Annotated in this window: 16 protein-coding genes; 9 read left to right on the top strand and 7 right to left on the bottom strand. The window is 68.6% G+C overall.

Features of this window, described 5'->3' with window-relative positions; genetic code table 11:
* Positions 1 to 9 precede the first annotated feature (9 nt).
* The 4 genes from QMO76_RS22505 to QMO76_RS22490 are packed head-to-tail and all read right to left on the bottom strand — an operon-like array spanning position 10 to position 5,464.
* Positions 10 to 1,689: an ABC transporter family substrate-binding protein gene (locus QMO76_RS22505; RefSeq protein ID WP_306363305.1), complete on the bottom strand. Its 1,680-nt coding sequence runs from the start codon at positions 1,687 to 1,689 to the stop codon at positions 10 to 12.
* 9 nt (positions 1,690 to 1,698) lie between these two features.
* Positions 1,699 to 3,561 carry an ABC transporter ATP-binding protein gene (locus QMO76_RS22500; RefSeq protein WP_306363304.1) on the bottom strand — a complete coding sequence of 621 codons (1,863 nt, stop codon included), beginning with the start codon at positions 3,559 to 3,561 and terminating at the stop codon, positions 1,699 to 1,701.
* Positions 3,558 to 4,490 (bottom strand): ABC transporter permease, encoded by a 933-nt coding sequence (locus QMO76_RS22495; RefSeq protein WP_306363303.1) that lies wholly within the window; start codon positions 4,488 to 4,490, stop codon positions 3,558 to 3,560. The genes QMO76_RS22500 and QMO76_RS22495 overlap by 4 nt, the downstream gene beginning before the upstream one ends.
* Positions 4,487 to 5,464, bottom strand: a complete 978-nt coding sequence (locus tag QMO76_RS22490; RefSeq protein ID WP_306363302.1) for an ABC transporter permease — start codon at positions 5,462 to 5,464, stop codon at positions 4,487 to 4,489. Before QMO76_RS22490 ends, QMO76_RS22495 begins: the two co-directional genes overlap by 4 nt.
* 220 nt (positions 5,465 to 5,684) lie before the next feature.
* Between QMO76_RS22490 and QMO76_RS22485 the strand changes: the two genes are divergently transcribed.
* Complete coding sequence (locus QMO76_RS22485; protein WP_306363301.1) at positions 5,685 to 6,524, top strand: HAD family hydrolase; 840 nt, start codon at positions 5,685 to 5,687, stop codon at positions 6,522 to 6,524.
* 23 nt (positions 6,525 to 6,547) lie between these two features.
* Here the strand turns inward: QMO76_RS22485 and QMO76_RS22480 are convergent, their stop codons facing one another.
* Positions 6,548 to 8,755: an N-acetylmuramoyl-L-alanine amidase gene (locus tag QMO76_RS22480; RefSeq protein ID WP_306363300.1), complete on the bottom strand. Its 2,208-nt coding sequence runs from the start codon at positions 8,753 to 8,755 to the stop codon at positions 6,548 to 6,550.
* Positions 8,756 to 9,131: 376 nt separating this feature from the next.
* Here QMO76_RS22480 and QMO76_RS22475 point away from each other — a divergent pair, with 376 nt between their 5' ends.
* The gene (locus QMO76_RS22475; protein WP_372342044.1) at positions 9,132 to 10,412 is read left to right on the top strand and encodes a SpoIID/LytB domain-containing protein; all 1,281 of its coding nucleotides are present in this window, start codon (positions 9,132 to 9,134) and stop codon (positions 10,410 to 10,412) included.
* On the opposite strand, the gene QMO76_RS22470 is transcribed toward QMO76_RS22475, so the two are convergent.
* Positions 10,401 to 10,901, bottom strand: coding sequence for a MarR family winged helix-turn-helix transcriptional regulator (locus QMO76_RS22470; protein ID WP_306363299.1), 501 nt, complete (start codon positions 10,899 to 10,901; stop codon positions 10,401 to 10,403). The two genes, QMO76_RS22475 and QMO76_RS22470, sit on opposite strands and share 12 nt — an antisense overlap.
* A 104-nt stretch (positions 10,902 to 11,005) precedes the next feature.
* On the opposite strand from QMO76_RS22470, the gene QMO76_RS22465 reads away from it, so the two are divergent.
* On the top strand, positions 11,006 to 11,944 hold the full coding sequence (locus QMO76_RS22465; protein ID WP_306363298.1) for an EamA family transporter: 939 nt from the start codon (positions 11,006 to 11,008) through the stop codon (positions 11,942 to 11,944).
* A gap of 263 nt (positions 11,945 to 12,207) precedes the next feature.
* Complete coding sequence (locus QMO76_RS22460) at positions 12,208 to 12,846, top strand: NAD(P)-dependent oxidoreductase (protein WP_306363297.1); 639 nt, start codon at positions 12,208 to 12,210, stop codon at positions 12,844 to 12,846.
* Positions 12,847 to 12,936: 90 nt separating this feature from the next.
* Here QMO76_RS22460 and QMO76_RS22455 read toward each other — a convergent pair whose 3' ends face one another.
* Complete coding sequence (locus tag QMO76_RS22455) at positions 12,937 to 13,671, bottom strand: S1 family peptidase (protein ID WP_306363296.1); 735 nt, start codon at positions 13,669 to 13,671, stop codon at positions 12,937 to 12,939.
* A gap of 143 nt (positions 13,672 to 13,814) precedes the next feature.
* Here QMO76_RS22455 and QMO76_RS22450 point away from each other — a divergent pair, with 143 nt between their 5' ends.
* The 5 genes from QMO76_RS22450 to QMO76_RS22430 all read left to right on the top strand — a co-directional run bounded on the left by QMO76_RS22450 (position 13,815) and on the right by QMO76_RS22430 (position 18,995).
* Positions 13,815 to 14,576 carry a MerR family transcriptional regulator gene (locus QMO76_RS22450; protein ID WP_306363295.1) on the top strand — a complete coding sequence of 254 codons (762 nt, stop codon included), beginning with the start codon at positions 13,815 to 13,817 and terminating at the stop codon, positions 14,574 to 14,576.
* Between the two features lie 77 nt (positions 14,577 to 14,653).
* Positions 14,654 to 15,178 carry a hypothetical protein gene (locus tag QMO76_RS22445; RefSeq protein WP_306363294.1) on the top strand — a complete coding sequence of 175 codons (525 nt, stop codon included), beginning with the start codon at positions 14,654 to 14,656 and terminating at the stop codon, positions 15,176 to 15,178.
* Positions 15,179 to 15,465: 287 nt separating this feature from the next.
* The gene (locus QMO76_RS22440; protein WP_306363293.1) at positions 15,466 to 15,663 is read left to right on the top strand and encodes a hypothetical protein; all 198 of its coding nucleotides are present in this window, start codon (positions 15,466 to 15,468) and stop codon (positions 15,661 to 15,663) included.
* 162 nt (positions 15,664 to 15,825) lie between these two features.
* Positions 15,826 to 17,022, top strand: a complete 1,197-nt coding sequence (gene glf / locus QMO76_RS22435; protein WP_306363292.1) for a UDP-galactopyranose mutase — start codon at positions 15,826 to 15,828, stop codon at positions 17,020 to 17,022.
* Positions 17,019 to 18,995, top strand: coding sequence for a glycosyltransferase (locus QMO76_RS22430; protein WP_306363291.1), 1,977 nt, complete (start codon positions 17,019 to 17,021; stop codon positions 18,993 to 18,995). The genes glf and QMO76_RS22430 overlap by 4 nt, the downstream gene beginning before the upstream one ends.
* Positions 18,996 to 19,035 lie beyond the last annotated feature (40 nt).

Genomic DNA, 19,035 nt, shown 5'->3' with positions numbered 1-19,035 from the left:
ACTGCCGGATCACTTCAGGAAACCGATCTTGGTGTAGTCGTAGGAGGCCAGGCCCGTCGCCCCGTAGTTGGCGAGATCCGCCCGCACCGCCACATTGCCGGCCGACTGCATGAGCGGCAGTGAGAAACCGATCTCCCACAGCTTGCGGTCGATCTCGTTCGCCAAGTCGATCGCCCGCTGCGGATCGAGCTCGGCCAGCACCCGATCGATCAGGTCGTTGATCTCCTGCGAACCGATGCGGCCGTAGTTTCCCTGCAGATCATCGGGGTCGTACCGGTAGACCTGCGGCAGATTCTTCAATGCGAAGACGTCACTGGACCACACCCAGTGCGCCATGTCGAAATTACCGGGCCGGATGACGTCGGTGAACAGGCCCTGGCCCGGCTTGGTCTCGATGACCAGCTGCACGCCGATCCGGGCCAGGTTCTGCTGCATGATCTGCGCCATCTGGACCCAGGTGTCGGAGTTGTACATGACATCGCGGATCACCAGCTTACGGCCGTCCTTCTCCCGGACATCGCCGTTGAGCGTCCAGCCGAGCGCGTCCAACTCCCGTGCCGCGGCGTCGGGGTCGAACGGGAGGCTGTTGTCCTGGTATCCCACCTGGCCCTGGATGTACACGTGGTTGCCCAGCGGTGTCGGGTTCTCCACCAGCCCGTTCTGCAGGGCGGTCGCGATGCCCTGCCGGTCGATCGCCTTGGTGATGGCCACCCGAACGCGGGCGTCCTCGAGGATCGACCCCGGCGCACCATTGAAGGTCACATGCGACCAGCTAGCGCCGGGTGCGCGCCGGATCGCCACGCCCGGGGTGCCCTGGGCGATCTTCATATCGTCACGGGTCGCGATGCCGATCGCGTCGATCTCGTTGTTCTGCAGCGCGGGTAGCATCGCGTCGTCGGCGAGCACGCTGAAGGTCATGGTGTCGAGCTTGGGGGTGTCACCCCACCACTTCGGATTGCGGGCCAGGACGACGCGTTGCAGGGCGCGGTCCACCGATTGCAGCGTGAACGGTCCGGCGGTGAGCGTGATCTCGTCGCGCAGACTCTCGTTGAACGCCTCCGGCGTCTCGGTGACGGCCTTCGGGAACAGGAATCCCTCGCCGGCGAACTGTCCCTTCCAGTCGGCCCAGTGCTCCTTGAACGTGATGACCGCCTGCCGGTCGTCGACGCCGCGTTCCACCTTCTCCACCCGGTCGAATCCGAAATTCATTCGGATCAGATAGGCCGGATCAGACCCGCTCAGGGCCTGCGCCTGGGAACGGAGATCCTCCCAGGTGATAGGGGTGCCGTCGGACCAGACCGCGTCCGGATTGATGGTGTAGGTGACCCGCTGTGGCTCCGTGCTGGTGAGCTCGATACTCGTGAAGTAGTTGGTGTCCACCGAGAGGTTGCCCGCCGCATCGGTTCTGAACGCGCGCGGCAGCTGCGGCCGCAGCAGGCCGCCCACCTCGCCGTCCGCGTCGGTGTGCAGCGCGTTCCAGGTCTCGGGCATGGAGCTCAGCGCGAGCCGCAGATTGCCGCCGTCGCGCAACTCGCTCACGTCACGGGGGTTGATGTCGTTGGTGGTGCCGAGTTGGGCGGCGGTGCCCTGCGGCGTATCGCTGTCGTCGCCACCGGCGCAACCGGCGAGTACGACCGCCGCCGTGATCAGGGGCACGGCCAAACGTGTTCCCAGCGAACGGATTCCCACGGCTGTCTCCTATCGTGCTACCACCGGGACCGGTACCGCGTCGATGAGAGCGCGGGTGTAGTCGTGGCGGGGAGCGGTGAAAATCTGTTCCGCCGGGCCGTATTCGACGATCTCGCCGCGATACATGACGGCCACCTCATGAGCGAGGTTACGCACCACCGACAGATCGTGGGAGACGAACAGATACGACAGTCCACGCTCGGCCTGCAGGTCCCGCAGCAGATTCAGCACACCCGCCTGAATCGACACATCCAGCGAGGAGACCGGTTCGTCCAGCACCAGGATCTCCGGGTCCAGGGCGAGCGCGCGGGCGATATTGATGCGCTGCTTCTGGCCGCCGGAGAAGTCCGCCGGATAGCGGTCGGCGTGTTCGGGCCGCAATCCGACCTGCCGCAGCAGTTCCGGGACCCGCCGGTGGATCTCCTCACGCGGTCGGCCGTCGATGCGCAACGGCTGCGCCAGTGCGTCGAAGATCGGCAATCGGGGGTCCAGGGAGGCCGAGGGGTCCTGGAACACGATCTGCATACGTCGCCGGATATCGCGGCGCTGCTCCTTGGTGAGCGATTCCACGCTCCGGCCCAGGATTTCGATGCTGCCGCTCTCCGGCCGTACCAGGTCCATGATCTGGGTGAGGGTGGTGGACTTGCCCGATCCGGACTCTCCGACCAGTGCCAGCGTGCGGCCCGCTCGCACCTCGAAGCTGATGTCGTCCACCGCCTTCACCTCACCGATGCGGCGGCGGAAGACGACGCCCTTGGTGATGGGGAAGGACTTCTTCAATTGCGTAACCTTCAACACCACATGGGAGTCGGTGTCGGAGACGTGATCCGGTTCGGGGATGTCGCGCCGGTAGGCGTCGAACAGTGCCGCCGAACCGACTTCCGCGGTGCGGATACAGGCGGCACGGTGGCCGGGCTCGGTGTCCTGCAGCGGCGGTTCGGCGGCGCGGCAGTCGCCCACCGAGACGGGGCATCGGGGTGCGAACGTGCACCCGGGCGGCAGCGCGTGCATGGCGGGCGGCGCGCCGACAATGGGAATCAGGGCAGTTCGCGCCGGCCCGTCCATCCGCGGGATGGAGCCGAGCAGGCCGACCGTGTACGGCATCCGCGGGGCGTTGAAAAGTCCGGCGACGGGCGCGGTTTCGACGATCCGCCCGGCGTACATGACCGCCACGCGATCGGCGAGGGTGGCCGCGATCCCCATATCGTGGGTGATCATCACAACGCCCGCGCCGGTGATATCGCGGGCTTGGCGCAGCAGATCGAGAATCTGCTTCTGCACCGTCACGTCGAGGGCGGTGGTGGGCTCGTCGCAGATGATGAGTTCCGGATCGTTGGCGATGGCCATGGCGATCACCACGCGCTGGCGCATACCGCCGGAGAACTCGTGTGGGAACATCTTGGCCCGTACGGCGGGCTCCGGAATGCCGACCAGCTCCAGCAGTTCCACCGCCCGCGCGGCGGCCTGCTGCTTGCTCATCTTCTTGTGCGCCAGCAGCGCCTCGGCGATCTGATCCCCCACCCGGTACACGGGGGTGAGGGCCGAGAGCGGGTCCTGGAACACCATGCTGATCCGGGCGCCGCGCAGCGCCGACAGATGTTTGTCGCTGAGCCCCAGCAGTTCCCGTCCGCGCAGCCGGATCGAACCGCGCACCCGCGCCTGATCCGGCAGCAGGCCCATCACCGCCAGTGAGGACACCGACTTGCCGGAACCGGATTCGCCGACGATGGCCAGCACCTCACCGTCCTGCACGGTGTAGCTCACCCCGCGTACCGCGTCGATGCGGCCCTCCTCGCCCGGGAAGGAAACGTGCAGGTCCGCGACCTCCAGCAGGGGTGCGGTGGTGGTGCGCGTGTTCTTGTCGTCCGTCATGCCCCCGCCTTCTGTGTCGCCTTCGACGTCTTGCGCGCCCGAGCCCGCGCGGAACTCGGATCGAAGGCGTCACGCAGACCGTCGCCGACCAGATTCGCGCACAGCACCGTGGCGATCAGCAGGCCGCCGGCGAACATGAACAGCCACGGATAGGTCAGCGCCGACTTGGTGCCGGTGGCGATGAGCGAGCCGAGCGAAACGTCGGGCGGCTGCACACCGAAGCCGAGGAAGCTGAGTCCGGTTTCGGCCATGATGGCCGCACCCACCGACAGCGTGGTGTCGATGATCAGGATCGAGGCGATGTTCGGCACGATGTGGGTGGTGATCACCGTCCAGGTGGACGCGCCCATATACCGTGCGGCCCGGACGAATTCGCGCTCGCGCAGGCTCATGGCCAGACCGCGCACGATGCGCGCACTGATCATCCAGCTGAAGACGCTCAGCAGGCCGATCAGCAGCAGGATGGAACCGCTGCCCTTGGTGCGCGGTGCGAAGATCGCCACGATGATGAAGCTGGGCACCACGAGCAGCAGGTCGACCAGCCACATGACGGCCCGATCCGTCCAGCCGCCCAGCAACCCCGCCAGCGACCCCGCGAGAGCGGCGATGGTGGTGGAGATGAGTGCCACGCACAGGCCGATGATCAGCGACTTCTGCAAACCTCGCAGCGTCTGCGCCAGTACGTCCTGACCGATCTGGTTGGTGCCGAACGGATGTTCCGCACTCGGCGGCTGGAGCAGCGCCGTGTAGTCGAGCTCCTGATAGTCGTAGGGCAACAGCGGTGGCAGCGCGAACGCCGACACGAACATCAGCACCAGCACGATCAAACCGACCACGGCCGGCTTGTTGCGAAGGAAGCGGCGCAGCACCAGCTTTCGGCGTCCGGCCGCGGCCGGTGCGCCCTGGACGATGAGTTCGGCCTCGGTCATCCCACACGCACCCGGGGGTCGAGGATCGCGTAGACCACATCGGACAGCAGGCCCGATACGAGTACCACCAATCCGGCGAAGGCCGTGATGGTTACGACCGGATACAGGTCCTGGGCATTGATGGAGTCCACCAGCCATTCACCGACACCGTGCCAGCCGAAGATCTTCTCGGTGAAGGTCGCGCCCGTGATCAGGCCGCCGAAACTGTAGGCGAACAGTGTGGCCATGGGGATCAGCGCGGTGCGCAGGCCGTGCTTGTACAGCGCCCGGCTGCGGGTGAGCCCCTTGGCACGGGCGGTGCGGATGAAATCGGACTGGAGCACGTCCAGCATGGCATTGCGCTGGTAGCGGCTGTATCCGGCCATCGCGCCCAGCGCCAGGCCCAGGGTCGGGACGACCATGTGCTGGAGGCGGTCCACGAACTGGTTCCACAGGCCGTGGACGGCGGTCGCGGATGTCTCACCGGTATAGAGGAAGATCTGTTTGCCCGTGGCCATATTGATTTCCAGCGCACCGAATTTCAGCAGGGTGGCGAGCAGGAACACCGGTGTGGACAGCACCAGCAGCGAGATCACCGTCGTGAAATAGTCGCTGAACCGGTACTGCCGTATCGCGCCCGCCGCGCCGATCAACACGCCCAGCACCGTGCCGACCACCGAGCCGATCAGGAGGAGTCGCAGGCTGACCGCGATCCGGCGCGGCAGCTCCTCCGAGACCGGCTGTCCGGCCAGGGTCTGGCCGAAATCGCCGTGCAGCACGCCGCCGACCCACTGCACGTACCGGGGAATGACCGGCTCGTCCAGGTTCAGTTCCGCGCGCTTGGCGTCGATCACCGACTGCGGTGGCCGGGGATTGCGCTGCTCCAGGCTTTCCAAGGGATTGAAGGACCAGGATGCCGCCACGAACGTGAGAAACGACGCCAGTAGCAGCAATACGACATAGTTGAGCGCACGTCGCAGCAGAAATCCGGCCATCAGTCCCTCTCGGGTCGAGTCTGTAGCCCCAGATCATAGGGACCGACCTGAAGATATGCGCAGTACCGCGCAGCCAATGGCGGGCAAGTCGTGGCGGGCGGGTGCCGGTGGGGGTGCGCACGCCGTGATCGAACCGATTGTGAACGGTGGGTGGGGGATAGTCGACGGTACTGCTGCGAATGGGCATCTTTCGGGCAAGCGGGGGTCCTCTCGAGGCAGGATGGAACAGGTGACTCTCTTTCACCTGCCCAAACCCAAGATGGTCGCCACCGATGTCGACGGCACGCTCATCGACCACCGGGAGCAGGTGAGTGCCCGTACCAGAGCGGCCGTGGCGGCGCTGATCGCCGACGGCGTGCCGTTCGTGCTCGCGACCGGGCGTCCACCGCGCTGGATCGACCCGGTGGTGGACGGGCTGGGGTATGCGCCGCTGTGCGTGTGCGGCAATGGGGCGGTGATCTACGACAGTGCGCAGGATCGGATCCTGTCCACGCGGGTGCTGGATGTGGACACCCTCGAATGGCTGGCGGAACTGGCCGAGCGGCTGCTACCCGGGTGCGGGCTGGCGGCCGAGCGGGTGGGGGTCAGCGCGCACGATGCCGCCACGCCGCAGTTCGTGAGTTCGCCGGAGTACGAGCACGCCTGGCTGAATCCCGATGACACGCGGGTGGCGCGGTCGGAGGTGATCGCGGCGCCCGCCATCAAGATGCTGATCCGGCTGGCGGGAGCGACGAGCGCGTTCATGCGGGAGGTGCTGGAACCGCACCTGATCGGCCGCGCGGACCTGACCTATTCGACCGATGACGGGCTGGTCGAGCTGTCGGCCCCCGGCGTCACCAAGGCCACCGGGCTGGCCACCGTCGCCCAGCGGCTCGGGGTGCAGCACGCCACCATGATCGCCTTCGGCGATATGCCGAACGACGTGCCGATGCTGCGGTTGGCGGGGCACGGCGTGGCCATGGCCAACGCGCATCATGAGGCCAAGGAGGCCGCCGACGAGGTGGCCGCCACCAACAACGAGGACGGGGTGGCCCGCATCCTCGAACGTTGGTGGGTGTGAACGACTCTCGCCGCGCCGCCCGGTTACGGTGCGGGCAGCGGGGCCGGGATCGGGTCGGCGGCGGGCGCCTGCCCCAGTGGCTGCGGGATCGGCGCACCGGCGAGGGACTGGGAGGTCCCGAAGGTGTCGAGAATCGTCGTGATGATGCCGGTGGCCCGGTTGAAGATCAGCGAGCCGTACTGGAAGTCGGCGCGCACGCCGTCGGGCACCTCGTATTCGTCACTGGTCGGCATGCCCAGTAGGCCGGTGAACGCGCCCAACTGGATGAAGCGCTCCAGAATCTTGCCCACCACCCGGTAGACCCGGCCATCCGGGGTGGAGTAGGCGATGCCGTTGGCGAACTGCACGTACTCGCCGCCGTCCACGGTGGGCCGCGGTTCGGAGATGGGCGCGCCCAGCGGTCCGGCCGCCCCGCCCTGCTCGTTCCAGGTGCGTGCCACCGCGCTGCGGTCCAGCATGTCGAGCAGCAGGGTGGTCAGATCGGCCAGCGCCGTCAGGTCCGCGTCGGTCTCCGGATCGATGGACTGCTGCTGGTCCGCGCGCTGATCGGTGCGCGAGCGCGGCGGTGACGGCACCTCCTGCTGCGGGGAGACTCCGCCGGAGGCGTCCTCGGCGATCGAGCGGATCCGGTCCATCAGCCCGTAGGCCGCGTCGCCGGGGCAGCTGGTGTTGCCCACGTCGCGGTGCGCGAACACGATCGGCAGCCGGACCTCCTCGCCGAGCGCGTAGGGGGTGTAGCTGCTGCCCTCCGAGATCATGGTGGTGGTGCCCTCGGGGTCGAGTCCGGCCACCTTGGCCCGCCAGCCGATGAATTCGCCCATGGACCGCACGGCGGCCTCGCTCGGGGCCTGCTCCTCGTGGTTGCCCATGAACGACACGCCCGCGGTGTTCTCGTTGAACCCGCCCGCGTGCGCGCCCTGCACCGGCTTGTCGAGTCCGCCGGCGCGGCCCTCGAAGATCTGGCCGTACTTGTCGACCAGCGCGTGGTAGCCGATATCGCACCAGCCCAGGGTTTTCGCGTGATACGCGTAGATGGCGCGCACGATGCCCGCTGACTCGGATTTGGAGTAGTCGTTGCGGCCCGCGGTGTGGTGCAGCGTGATGCCCGCGACGCCGTCCTTGTCGTAGGTCGGGTCCTGGCAGCGCATGTTCTCGTCCGCACCCCACTGGGCGCGCGAGATCACCTTCGGGCCGCCGCCCGGCAGCGGCGCGGCCACCTCGGACAGCGTGGCGTCGATGACCCCGCGGCCCGGGTCGATGAGGACGGCCGACAGCGCCTCCAGCCCGATCTGCGCGGGATCGCCCGCCGCCGTGTCGGTGCGCGGCACGACGGCCGGATCGGCGGGAGACTGTGCCGGATCGGCGGGCGGTTGCGCCGGGTCGGCGGGGGGCACCGCGGCGGGATTCGTGGAGGCGGGCTTGCGGGTCACCAGGATCTGCACGGATTTGGTGTCGCCGACATAGATCGGCTCGGTGCCCGTGCGGGCGTCGGTGACGCCGTCCTTGGAGGTCGTCTCCACCGGTTCGGCCTCGTACCAGGGCCCCCAGGTGCCGTCCGGGGCTTGCGCGCGGATCATGGTGGTCGTGCCGGCCAGTTCCTTGGCGGTGAGCGCCACCATGCTGAACGGGGTGTCGCGGGTGATCTCCTTGACCTGCGCGCCGACCTGGTCGATGAGGTCGCCCGGCACCACGCCGGGGGCCAGGGCGGGACGTTCGGGGTCGCCGCCGATGACGGGTGCGGCGGGCTGGGCGGGAGCGTGGGTCTCCTCGCCGGACTCGGGGTCGAGGTGCGGGCTCGGTGCCGCGGGAACGTCGGCGGCGGGCGCTTCGGGCGCATTCGCGCCGGGTACCGCGGGACCTTCGGGGACCGCGGGAGCGGGGGCCTGAACAGTTCCGGATTCGCCTGGCGCGGTGTGGAATTCGCTGCCGGGGGCGGAAGGGGCGGCTGGATCGGGAGTGATCTGGGGGTCGGCCGCGCCGGGCTCGGCGATGAATCCGGGTGCGGCGGTGAAGGGGCCGACGGGGGTGCGGGGCTGGTCCAGCCGGGGTAGCGGGATCTCGCCGGGCAGTTCGACCCCGGGTGGCAGCGGGAGATTCTCGGGAATCCGGATGGACGCCGGTAGCGGCAGCATCCGTAGGTCGGATAGTCGTAGGTCCGGTAGCGGTAGGCCGGTGATGTCGCGCAGCGGCAGCACCACGTCGGGTGCGGCGGCCAAGGCGAGTTCGGCCACGTTCGCCGGTATTGCCGCGAGGTTGCGTTCTTCGGTATCGCGGTATGCCGGTGCGTCGCTCAGTGCTAGGGCACCGATCGGCGCGGTGACCGCCAATATGGTGACGACCGGGAGGACATATGAGCGTTTCGGTTTGCGGTACGGCACGAGCATCTCCCATTCCAGGTAGAACCGTTGATCGTCACCCGGTGTCGGGGGTTGATTCCTGACAAATCAACGATCACACTAGTCCCATCTGTCACAAGCCCTAAATCTGTAGTTGAGGATTACCAAGTAGCTCGAATGTAGCCTCGCGACACGGAAGAGCGGGTATGACATGCCGAACGGTTACTTGCTACAGCGACGTAGACGATGGAGGACGGTCAGCCTGTGCACGGTGGCCGCGGCACTGGCCGGGGGCACCGCCCTGATGCTCTGGGCCTGGCCCGACGGTGAGGTGCGCAATCAGGTGGCCGCCGGACCGTACGGCCACGGCCGCGGCCTCAGCCAGCACGGCGCGTACAACCAGGCCCGGGACGGCTGGAGCGCCGAACGCATTCTGGCCCACTACTATCCGGGCGCCGAGCTGGGCGCCATCGGACCCACCAATGTCCGCGTGCGCCTGATGGCCCAGGACGACAGCACCCTCGACGTCCGGTCCGACTCCGGCTTCTTCGTCGCGGGCCGCCGCGTCGTCGCGGGCCAGGCCGCCCATCTCACCGCCACGCCGACCGGGGCCGACGTGGTCGTCACCAGCGGCTGCGACGGCGAGGTGCTGTGGACGGGCAGCACCGACGATCCGTGGGTCTACCCGGTCGCGGCCGGACCCGACCGGCCCGCCGCCGAACATCTCACCCTCTGCGGCGGCAGCGCCTATCGCGGCGCGCTCGGCGTCGCCCTGGAGGGCGCGTCCGCACGCACCGTCAACGACGTGGACGTGGACGACTACCTGAAGGGTGTGGTGCCCGCCGAAATGGTGCCCGCCTGGGCCGACCACGGCGGCGCGGAGGCCCTGCGCGCCCAGGCCGTCGCGGCCCGCTCCTACGCGCTGGCCGAACAGCGCTACCCGTACGCGCAGACCTGCGACACCACCGACTGCCAGATGTACCCGGGCACCGGCAAGGAGGACGCGCGCACCTCCGAGGCCGTGCGCGCGTCCACCGGCCAGGTGCTGCTGCGCGACGGGCGCATCCTGCGCAGCGAGTATTCCGCCGCGCCCGATGGCGGCTCCGCCATCGACATCCGGACCCTCGAGGTGGGACCGACCCCGGCCGAACTGGCCCCGGCCCCGCTGCCCGCCGAGGTGCCGCCGACGGAAGGACCGGACGGCGAGGGGCTCGGCCCCGAACTCGTCGACGCGGTGGAGGTCGTCCTCGACCTCATCGACCTCATGGCCGCGCCGCCCGCCGCGGCCGGTCCGGATGCCCTGCCGACCAATCCCGTGCGGCAGCCCACCCCCGGCGGCACGATGGCCCCGAGCACCGCGTCCACGCCGACCCCGCCGCCGGTCACCACCACCGGGTCGGGCGGTGACACGTCCGCACCGGGCGCGGCAGCGTCCGCTCCGGAAGGCGGGGTCGTGGCGAGCGATCCGGCGCCGCGCGCCACGGTCGTCGACGTGCCGGGTCCGACGGTGGCGGGCGAGTCCGTGCCGCTGGGCTACGGCTCAGGTGAGTGAGGTGTCGCCGAGCGATTCGGCGAGGGAACGCAGCAGGGTCGCCAGCTCGTCGCGATCCTGACCGGACAGGCCGCCGAGCAGCCGTTCCTCATTGGCGACGTGCAGCGGAAGCACCTCGTCGACCAGGGCGCGGCCGCGGTCGGTGAGCCGCACCCGGACCGAGCGCCGGTCGACCGGATCGGGCACGCGCACCACCAGGTCCTTGGCCGCGAGCCGGTCGATGCGGTTGGTGATGGCACCCGAGGTGATCATGGCCGCGCGGTTGAGCGCGCCCGCGGTGAGCCCCTCCGCGCCGCCGGAGCGGTGCAGGGTGGCGAGCACGTCGAACTCCCACCGCTCGAGCCCGTGACCTTTGAAGAAGTCGGTGAGTTCGCGGTCGAACACGCGCGCCAGCCGGGTGATCCGGCCGACCACGGCCATGGGGGAGGCGTCCACGTCGGGGCGCGCCGCCCGCCATGCGGCCAGGATCTGGTCGACTGCGTCGGCCATCGTCACTCCTCTCGAGGGGAATAATCTCAACATGAAGATACTTGACGCTGAAGTACATAGCTGATTTTATTTCAACGTTGAGATTATCAATGGGGAGTGAAGAGATGACCGCCACCCGCGCCGGAGCCGCCTACACCGGCACCCTCGCCCTGACCGCCCTCGCCCCGCTGGTGTGGGGGTCCACCTACATCATCACCACCGAATTCCTGCCGCCGGACCGTCCGCTGTTCACCGCGCTCATGCGCGCCCTGCCCGCCGGACTGCTGCTGCTGGCCGTCACCCGACTGCTGCCGCGTGGCGAATGGGTATGGCGCGCGGGGATTCTGGGCCTGCTGAATATCGGCGCGTTCTTCCCGCTGCTGTTCCTGGCGGCCTACCGCCTGCCCGGCGGCGTGGCAGCCGTGCTCGGTTCGGCCCAGCCGCTGTTCGCGCTCGGTCTCGCCGTGCTGCTGCTCGGTGAGAAGCCGACGACCCGAAAGATCTCCGCCGGAGTGATCGGCCTGTTCGGGGTGGCACTGGTGGTCCTGAAGGCCACCGCGGTCCTCGATACCGTCGGCGTCCTCGCCGGACTGCTGGGTGCGGCGTCCATGGGCGCGGGCACCGTGCTCACCAAGCGCTGGGGCCGCCCCGAGGGCGTCGGCCCCCTCGCCCTCACCGGCTGGCAGCTCACCGCGGGCGGACTGGTGCTGCTGCCGCTGGCGCTGCTGGTGGAGGGCGCTCCGCCCGCCCTGGACGGGCGCGCCGTCACCGGCTACCTCTACCTCGGCCTGCTCGGCACCGCCGCCGCCTACGCCCTCTGGTTCCGCGGCCTGAGCCGCATGCCCGCCAGCTCGGCCGCCCTGCTCGGCCTGCTCAGCCCGGTATCGGCCGCCGTCATCGGCTGGATCGCGCTCGGCGAGGCGCTCAGCCCGATCCAGGTGCTCGGCATCGTCATCGCCCTCACCGGCACCCTGCTCGGTCAGCTCGGCGGCATGCCGAAGCCCGCGGTGCGGGCGGAGACACCCGCACCGGCGGTCACCTCGCGGATGCTCACCCGCACGTGACCTCCGCCCCCCGGTCCGGCGACCCGGTTCGGTCGCCAACGGGCGACCGCCTGGTCCGGCGGATCTCACCCGGCGGACGCTCACCGGGCTGCCGACGCGGCCTGCTCGAAGTGGTGAACGTAACCAGGTGGCTGCGCATCCCACCGTCCGGTGGCCCCGCCGTGATTCCGCCGGTCACTGCCGGAGCGGCCTGTAGCAAGTCCCCCCCCGCACACCGGGCGGGAAACCCGCAATCCCAACCAATTCCGAAAGGTTCGACAGCTATGCACATCACGGTATTCGGAGCAGCGGGCGGCGTCGGCAGCCGCGTCGTCACCGAGGCGCTCGGGCGCGGCCACGGCGTACGTGCGGTATCTCGCAATCCCGAACGGTTGCAAGGACTCCCGGCGGGCGTCGAGCGGCGGGCCGGGGATGCTTCCGACCCGGAACAGATCGCGGCCGCCAGCGTCGGCAGCGACCTGGTGATCAGCGCGACGCGGCCGGTGCCCGGTCGCGAGCACGAACTCGCCGAGGTCGCGACGGCCCTGCTGAAGGGCTTGACCGGCACCGGGATTCGGCTGCTGGTGGTGGGCGGCGCGGGCAGCCTCACCGTCGCGGGCACCGGGAAGACACTGCGCGAGCAGCCGGACTTCCCCGCCGAACTGCAACCGATCGCCACCGCCTGCGACCGGCAGCTGGAGGTGTTCCGGGCGGCGGACGGCTCCGTCGACTGGACCTACCTCAGCCCGTCGGCCCTGCTGGAACCCGGTGTGCGCACCGGCCGATTCCGCCTGGGCCGCGACGAACTCCTCGTCGACGCCGCGGGCGACTCCAGCATCTCCATGGAGGATCTGGCGGTGGTCCTGCTCGACGAGGCCGAGCGGCCGCGGCACTCACGGACCCGATTCACCGCCGGGTACTGAGCGAGGACGCCCGGGGCGAAGCGAACCGAGCGCCGAAACGAGCAGAGCGCCCCTCCGGTCCGGAGGGGCGCTCGTGTAGGCACGGTCCGATCAGAACACGCGGAATCCGGCTCCGACACCGCCACGGTGATCGATATCCGCCAGCACCAGGGTGATATTGGTGGACACCTCCGGGCGGTGAATGAAGTCACCGGCGCCCGCGCAAGCGCCGGGATCGATGGACAGCGGCCCGATCTGGACTTCCGAACCGGCCACGATCATGCCGACCAGCTGATCACCCAGCAGCACCGGACCGCCGGAGTCGCCCTGGTCGGCGCACACCTGGCTGCGGAAGTACCCCGGTTTGGTCTCCCACACCACACCGCAGGTGAAGCCGGTGGTGCGCCCGTTCTTGCAGACGTTGTCCCCGATGTTCGGCGGCGCGCCGACGCCGTTGATCACCGTCTGCGCCACCTGCCGGGTGGGCGCCACCCGGTCGGGGTCGAAGGCGATGACCGCCCAGTCGTTGCCCGCGCTCTTCTCCGCGATCACGCCGATGGTGCCGCTGTCGAGGGAGTACTCGGCGGCGATGCGCGCCCCGACCTCGCCGCAGTGCCCGGCGGTCAGGCCGACCAGGCGGTCGTCCCGGTCGAATCCGATGGCGGTGAGCGTGCATTCGCCGACGCTGTCGGGATCGTCGAGCTGCTCGACATAGATCCCGGAACCACCGCCCAGGACCGCCGCGGGCACCGCCTGCGCGGCACCGGCGGTGAGCACCGAGCCCCCCAGCGCCAGCGCCGCCACGACCGCCCAGCGAAGCATCCGGGCACGGCCGATCGCAATCATGAAGTTTTCCCTTCCCCCCAAGAACCTGGTGGAGCAGATAGTGCCAAAAGATCGTGGTCAGGAGCATACTGTAAAGGCTTGACCTTGACGTAGCGTCAACTTGCATCCTGGATTCCGTCGATGCGAAACGAAGGGGAAAGGACGTGACGGCGACAACCGAATGGTCCATCCAGGACCTGGCCAAGGCGGCCGGGACCACCAGCCGGACCCTGCGGCACTACGGCCAGCTCGGCCTGCTGCCGCCGAGCCGGGTGGGCGCCAACGGTTACCGCTATTACGACCAGGGCTCCCTGGTGCGACTGCAACGCATCCTGCTGCTGCGCGAACTCGGCCTCGGCCTGCCGGTCATCGCCGAAGTCCTCGCGGGAGAACAGGATACGAGCACCGCACTGCGCACGCATCTGGATCTGCTCCGGCAGGAGCAGGACCGGATCGCGCGTCAAATCGCTTCGGTGCGAACAACATTGCGCAAAACGGAAGCAGGTGAGCAACTCATGGCAGACGAAGTATTCGACGGCTTCGACCACACGCGGTACAAGGGCGAGGTCATCGAGAAGTGGGGCCGGGAGGCCTACGAGCGCGGCGACCGCTGGTGGCGGGGTCTGAGCGAGGCCGACAAGCGGGCGTTCCAGCAGACCCAGCTCGATATCGCCGCCGACTACGGCCGGGCCCACGCGGCCGGGCTGCCGGTCGACAGCGAGGAGGTCCAGGCCATCACCCAGCGACACTACGAGTGGGTGGCCGTGGGCTGGCAGGGCCGCCGCCCCGAGGCGGAGGCGTTCGTCGGCCTCGGTGAGATGTACGTGGCCGACCCGCGTTTCGCCGTGAACTACGACAAGCACGGCGCGGGCACCGCGGCCTATGTGCGTGACGCCATGAAGGCCTACGCTGACGCCCGGCTGTAACGGCGGAAACACGATCGCCTCCCGAGGGCGGCCGCAGGTAGAGTGCGCGCAACAATCCACGGGAGGGGATCAGGTAGGTGCATCCGTCCAGTCCGCACGCGTACACAGCGCGGCCGATTCCGGCCCCGACGCATGCGCCGCCGCGAGCGAACCCCTTCACCGGTATCACCGGTGGCGTGCTCGCGGCGCTGGGCGGTCTGGCGCACGGCCTGCTGGCGCTGGCCGCCGGATTCGTCCTGCTGGCGGGCACGGACCTGGTGCCTCCCGACCCGGAACCCGCCGCGCAGGCCGCACCGGGCAGACCAGACGATGCGATGCTGGCCGCCGCCCTGCTGATCTGTCCGGTATCCCTGCTGGTGGCAATAGGTTTGATCACCGGGACGGTGCTGCTGTTCAGCCGCCTCACGGCGGGCCGCTACACCATCATCGCCATTGCGACCATCGCCCTGCTGCCCTGGCTGGCGGTCATGCTGGCGGGCCACACCCTCGGCGCCATCGGCGTCCTGTTCCCGCTCACCACCGTGGTCCTCACCGCCTGGGCCAGCACCGGCCACTGGCTTCGCGAACAGCGTGTCCCGTGCCTCCCGGCAATGAAAATGTGAATTGCCAAGGAATAGCGGAGCTTTCATTCCGCACTCTGCACCGAGGTGCTGCGGGCTGGTCGCCCGGTAGGTTCGTCGAAACAAGCCCCCGAAGTCTTGGGCAGTCGACCGAAATGCTGCAATGCGATGGCAACCCTTTCGTAGCGTCGAGTGGAATCGCGGATGGTGCCGCATCATCGGAATGTGATATCAGTTTCGTCATCGGAATCGATCACGACTCCGATCACCTGGCGGGGGGCCGGAGTTCTCCCCGCGCGGTGGGAGAACGCATCCCAAGGGGAATTTATATGAAGAAGTTTGCTGCCGCCGGTTTCGCCGCTTTCGCGGCCGCTGGAATCATGATCGCGGGTGCGGGTCTGGCGACCGCGGATGAGGGCGACGGCGGCGCCGGTGGCACCGGTTCCGCGTCGCAGCTCACCGAAGTGCTCACCGCGCTGATCACCGGCAGTGCCGGAAGCACCCCCGGTGGCGGCGGCGACGAGTAATTCGGCCGGTACCGGGCAGGACGACAGGCGGGTGGCGCTCCGGGTGGAGCGCCACCCGCCTGTCATCTTTCCGCCTGTTCACCGGCCCCGTCCGGCCTAGCGCGGAACGGAGTACTCGGCTCCACCCAGCTACCGCGCGGACTTCCGATACGCTGGGCTCCCGTGACCGTCGCATCCCCCTTCGATCTCATCGTCGTCGGCTCCGGCTTCTTCGGGTTGACCATCGCAGAACGCACCGCCAACCTGCTGGGAAAGCGGGTGCTGGTGGTCGAACGCCGCTACCACCTCGGCGGCAACGCGTACTCGGAGGCGGACCCGGAAACCGGCATCGAAATCCACAAGTACGGCGCCCATCTCTTCCACACCTCCAACAAGCGGGTGTGGGATTACGTGAACCAGTTCACCGAGTTCACCGGGTACCAGCACCGCGTCTTCGCCATGCACAAAGGCCAGGCGTACCAATTCCCCATGGGCCTCGGCCTGCTGTCGCAGTTCTTCGGCCGCTATTTCACCCCGGACGAGGCACGCAAGCTCATTGCCGAGCAGTCCGCCGAAATCGACACCAAGGACGCGGCCAACCTCGAGGAAAAGGCCATCTCCCTGATCGGCCGCCCGCTCTACGAGGCATTCATCCGCGACTACACCGCCAAGCAGTGGCAGACCGACCCCAAGGAACTGCCCGCGGGCAATATCACCCGCCTGCCGGTGCGCTACACCTTCGACAACCGCTACTTCAACGACACCTACGAGGGCCTGCCCAAGGACGGCTACACCGCGTGGCTGGCCAAGATGGCCGAATCCGACCTCATCGAGGTGCGCGTGGACACCGACTGGTTCGAGGTGCGCGACGAGATCCGCGACCGGAATCCGGACGCCCCCGTCGTCTACACCGGCCCGCTGGACCGCTACTTCGACTACGCCGAAGGCGAACTGGGCTGGCGCACCATCGATTTCGAGACCGAGCACCTGGACACCGGTGACTTCCAGGGCACCTCGGTGATGAACTACAACGACGCGGACGTGCCCTACACCCGCATCATCGAGCCGCGCCACTTCCACCCCGAGCGCGACTACCCGGCCGACAAGACGGTCATCATGCGCGAGTACTCGCGCTTCGCGCAGACCGGCGACGAACCGTACTACCCCATCAACACCCCGGACGACCGCGCCAAACTGCTGGCCTACCGCGAGCGCGCCAAGGCCGAGACCGCCGCGGCCAAGGTGCTCTTCGGCGGCCGCCTGGGCACCTACCAGTACCTGGACATGCACATGGCCATCGGCAGCGCGCTGAACATGTTCGACAATGTGCTGCGCCCGCACCTGGAGTCCGGTGCGCCGCTGGTGGACACCGCCGAATGACCGCCCACGTGATGTTGGAAGAGATGACCACCGACACCCGCGCGAAATCGCTGCTGCAGCGCATCATCCTGCCCCGGCCGGGTGAGCCCCTCGACGTGCGCAAGCTCTACCTCGAGGAGTCCGACACCAATGCCCGGCGCGCGCACGCGCCGACGCGGACCTCGCTGTCCATCGGCGCGGAGTCCGAGGTGTCGTTCTGCACCTACTTCAACGCCGTGCCCGCCAGCTACTGGCGGCGCTGGTCGGTGCTCACGTCGATGGTGCTGCGCCTGGACCTCTCCGGCCACGGCCGCGTGGACGTCTACCGCTCCAAGGCGGACGGCTCCCGCATCCACGTGCGAGGCGACGAGTTCAGTTCCAGCGGAACCGAATCCACCACCGTGGAATTCGAGGTGGAGCTGGCCCCGTTCGAGGACGGCGGCTGGATCTGGTTCGACATCACCACCGACACCGCCGTGGACCTGCGCGGTGGCGGCTGGTACGCACCCGTCGAGGCCCCGGGCGCGGGCAGCATCGCCATCGGCATGCCCACCTTCAACCGGCCCGGCGACGCGGTGAAAACCATTGCGGCCCTTGGTTCCGATCCGCTGGTGCTGGAGAAGATCCGGGCGGTCATCATTCCCGACCAGGGCACCCGCAAGGTGGTGGACGAGCCCGGATTCGCCGAGGCCGCAACGGCTCTCGGTGACCGGCTGACCTTCCACGACCAGCCCAACCTGGGCGGCTCCGGCGGCTACAGCCGGGTCATGTACGAGGCGCTGAAGACCACCGACGCCGAGTACATCGTCTACATGGACGACGACATCGAGATCGAGCCGGACTGCATCCTGCGCGCACTGGCCTTCTCGCGCTTCGCCAAATCGCCCATCCTCACCGGCGGGCAGATGCTCAACCTGCAGGAGCGCTCGCACCTGCACGTCATGGGCGAGGTGGTGGACCGCTCCATCTTCATGTGGACCGCGGCCCCCAATGTCGAATACGACCACGACTTCGCCAAGAACCCGCTGCGCGACCGCGACAACTCCAAACTGCTGCACCGCCGCATCGATGTGGACTTCAACGGCTGGTGGACCTGCGTCATCCCGCGCCGGGTGGCCGAGGAGATCGGGCAGCCGCTGCCGCTGTTCCTGAAGTGGGACGACGCCGAATACGGCCTGCGCGCCCGCCAGGCCGGGTACCCGACCGTCACCCTGCCGGGTGCGGCCGTGTGGCACATGGCGTGGAGCGACAAGGACGACGCCATCGACTGGCAGGCGTACTTCCACCTGCGCAACCGCCTCGTGGTGGCCTCGCTGCATCTGCCCAATGACGGCCGCCCCATGGTGGTCAATACGGTCAAGGCCACCCTGAAACACCTGCTGTGCCTGGAGTATTCGACGGTCGCCATCCAGAACGAGGCGATCCGCGACTACCTGGCCGGTCCGGAGAAGCTGTTCGACCTGCTGCCCACCGCGCTGGGCAAGGTGCACGCCATGCGCCAGCAGTATCCGGACGCGGTGATCCTGCCGTCCTCCACCGAACTGCCGCTGGCCAGTCACGCCGATGTCGGCGCGGTCGGCGAACCGGCCAACCCGATCGCCAAGGTGGCCCGGCTCGGCAAGGGAGTGCTGCACAACTTCCGCAAGGCCAAGCCGCGGCATCACGAGACCCCGCAGCTGAACGTGCCCACCCTGGACGCCCGCTGGTTCCTGCTGTCGCAGGTCGACGGCGTCACCGTCACCACCGCCGACGGCCGCGGCGTGGTGTACCGCAAGCGTGATCCGCGCCGGGCCCTGGAGCTCTTCCGGGAAGCCATGCGGTTGCGCAAGGAGCTGGCCGAGCGCTTCCCCGAGGTGCGCGAACAGTATCGTCGCGCGCATCCGTGGTTGACCAGCAAGGCCGCATGGGAGAACGTCTTCGGCATCGGCACCACGCAGCACGCCGACACCACGAACAACGCTGAGACCACCGAGAACTCAGGAGAGCGCCCGTGACCGCCGCCCCCCAGCCGCCCGGCCCCGACCGTGAGCTGCC

Source organism: Nocardia sp. CC227C, assembly GCF_030767025.1.
In the GTDB taxonomy this organism is placed as follows: Bacteria; Actinomycetota; Actinomycetes; order Mycobacteriales; family Mycobacteriaceae; genus Nocardia.
This window is presented reverse-complemented; position numbering and strand designations above follow the sequence as displayed.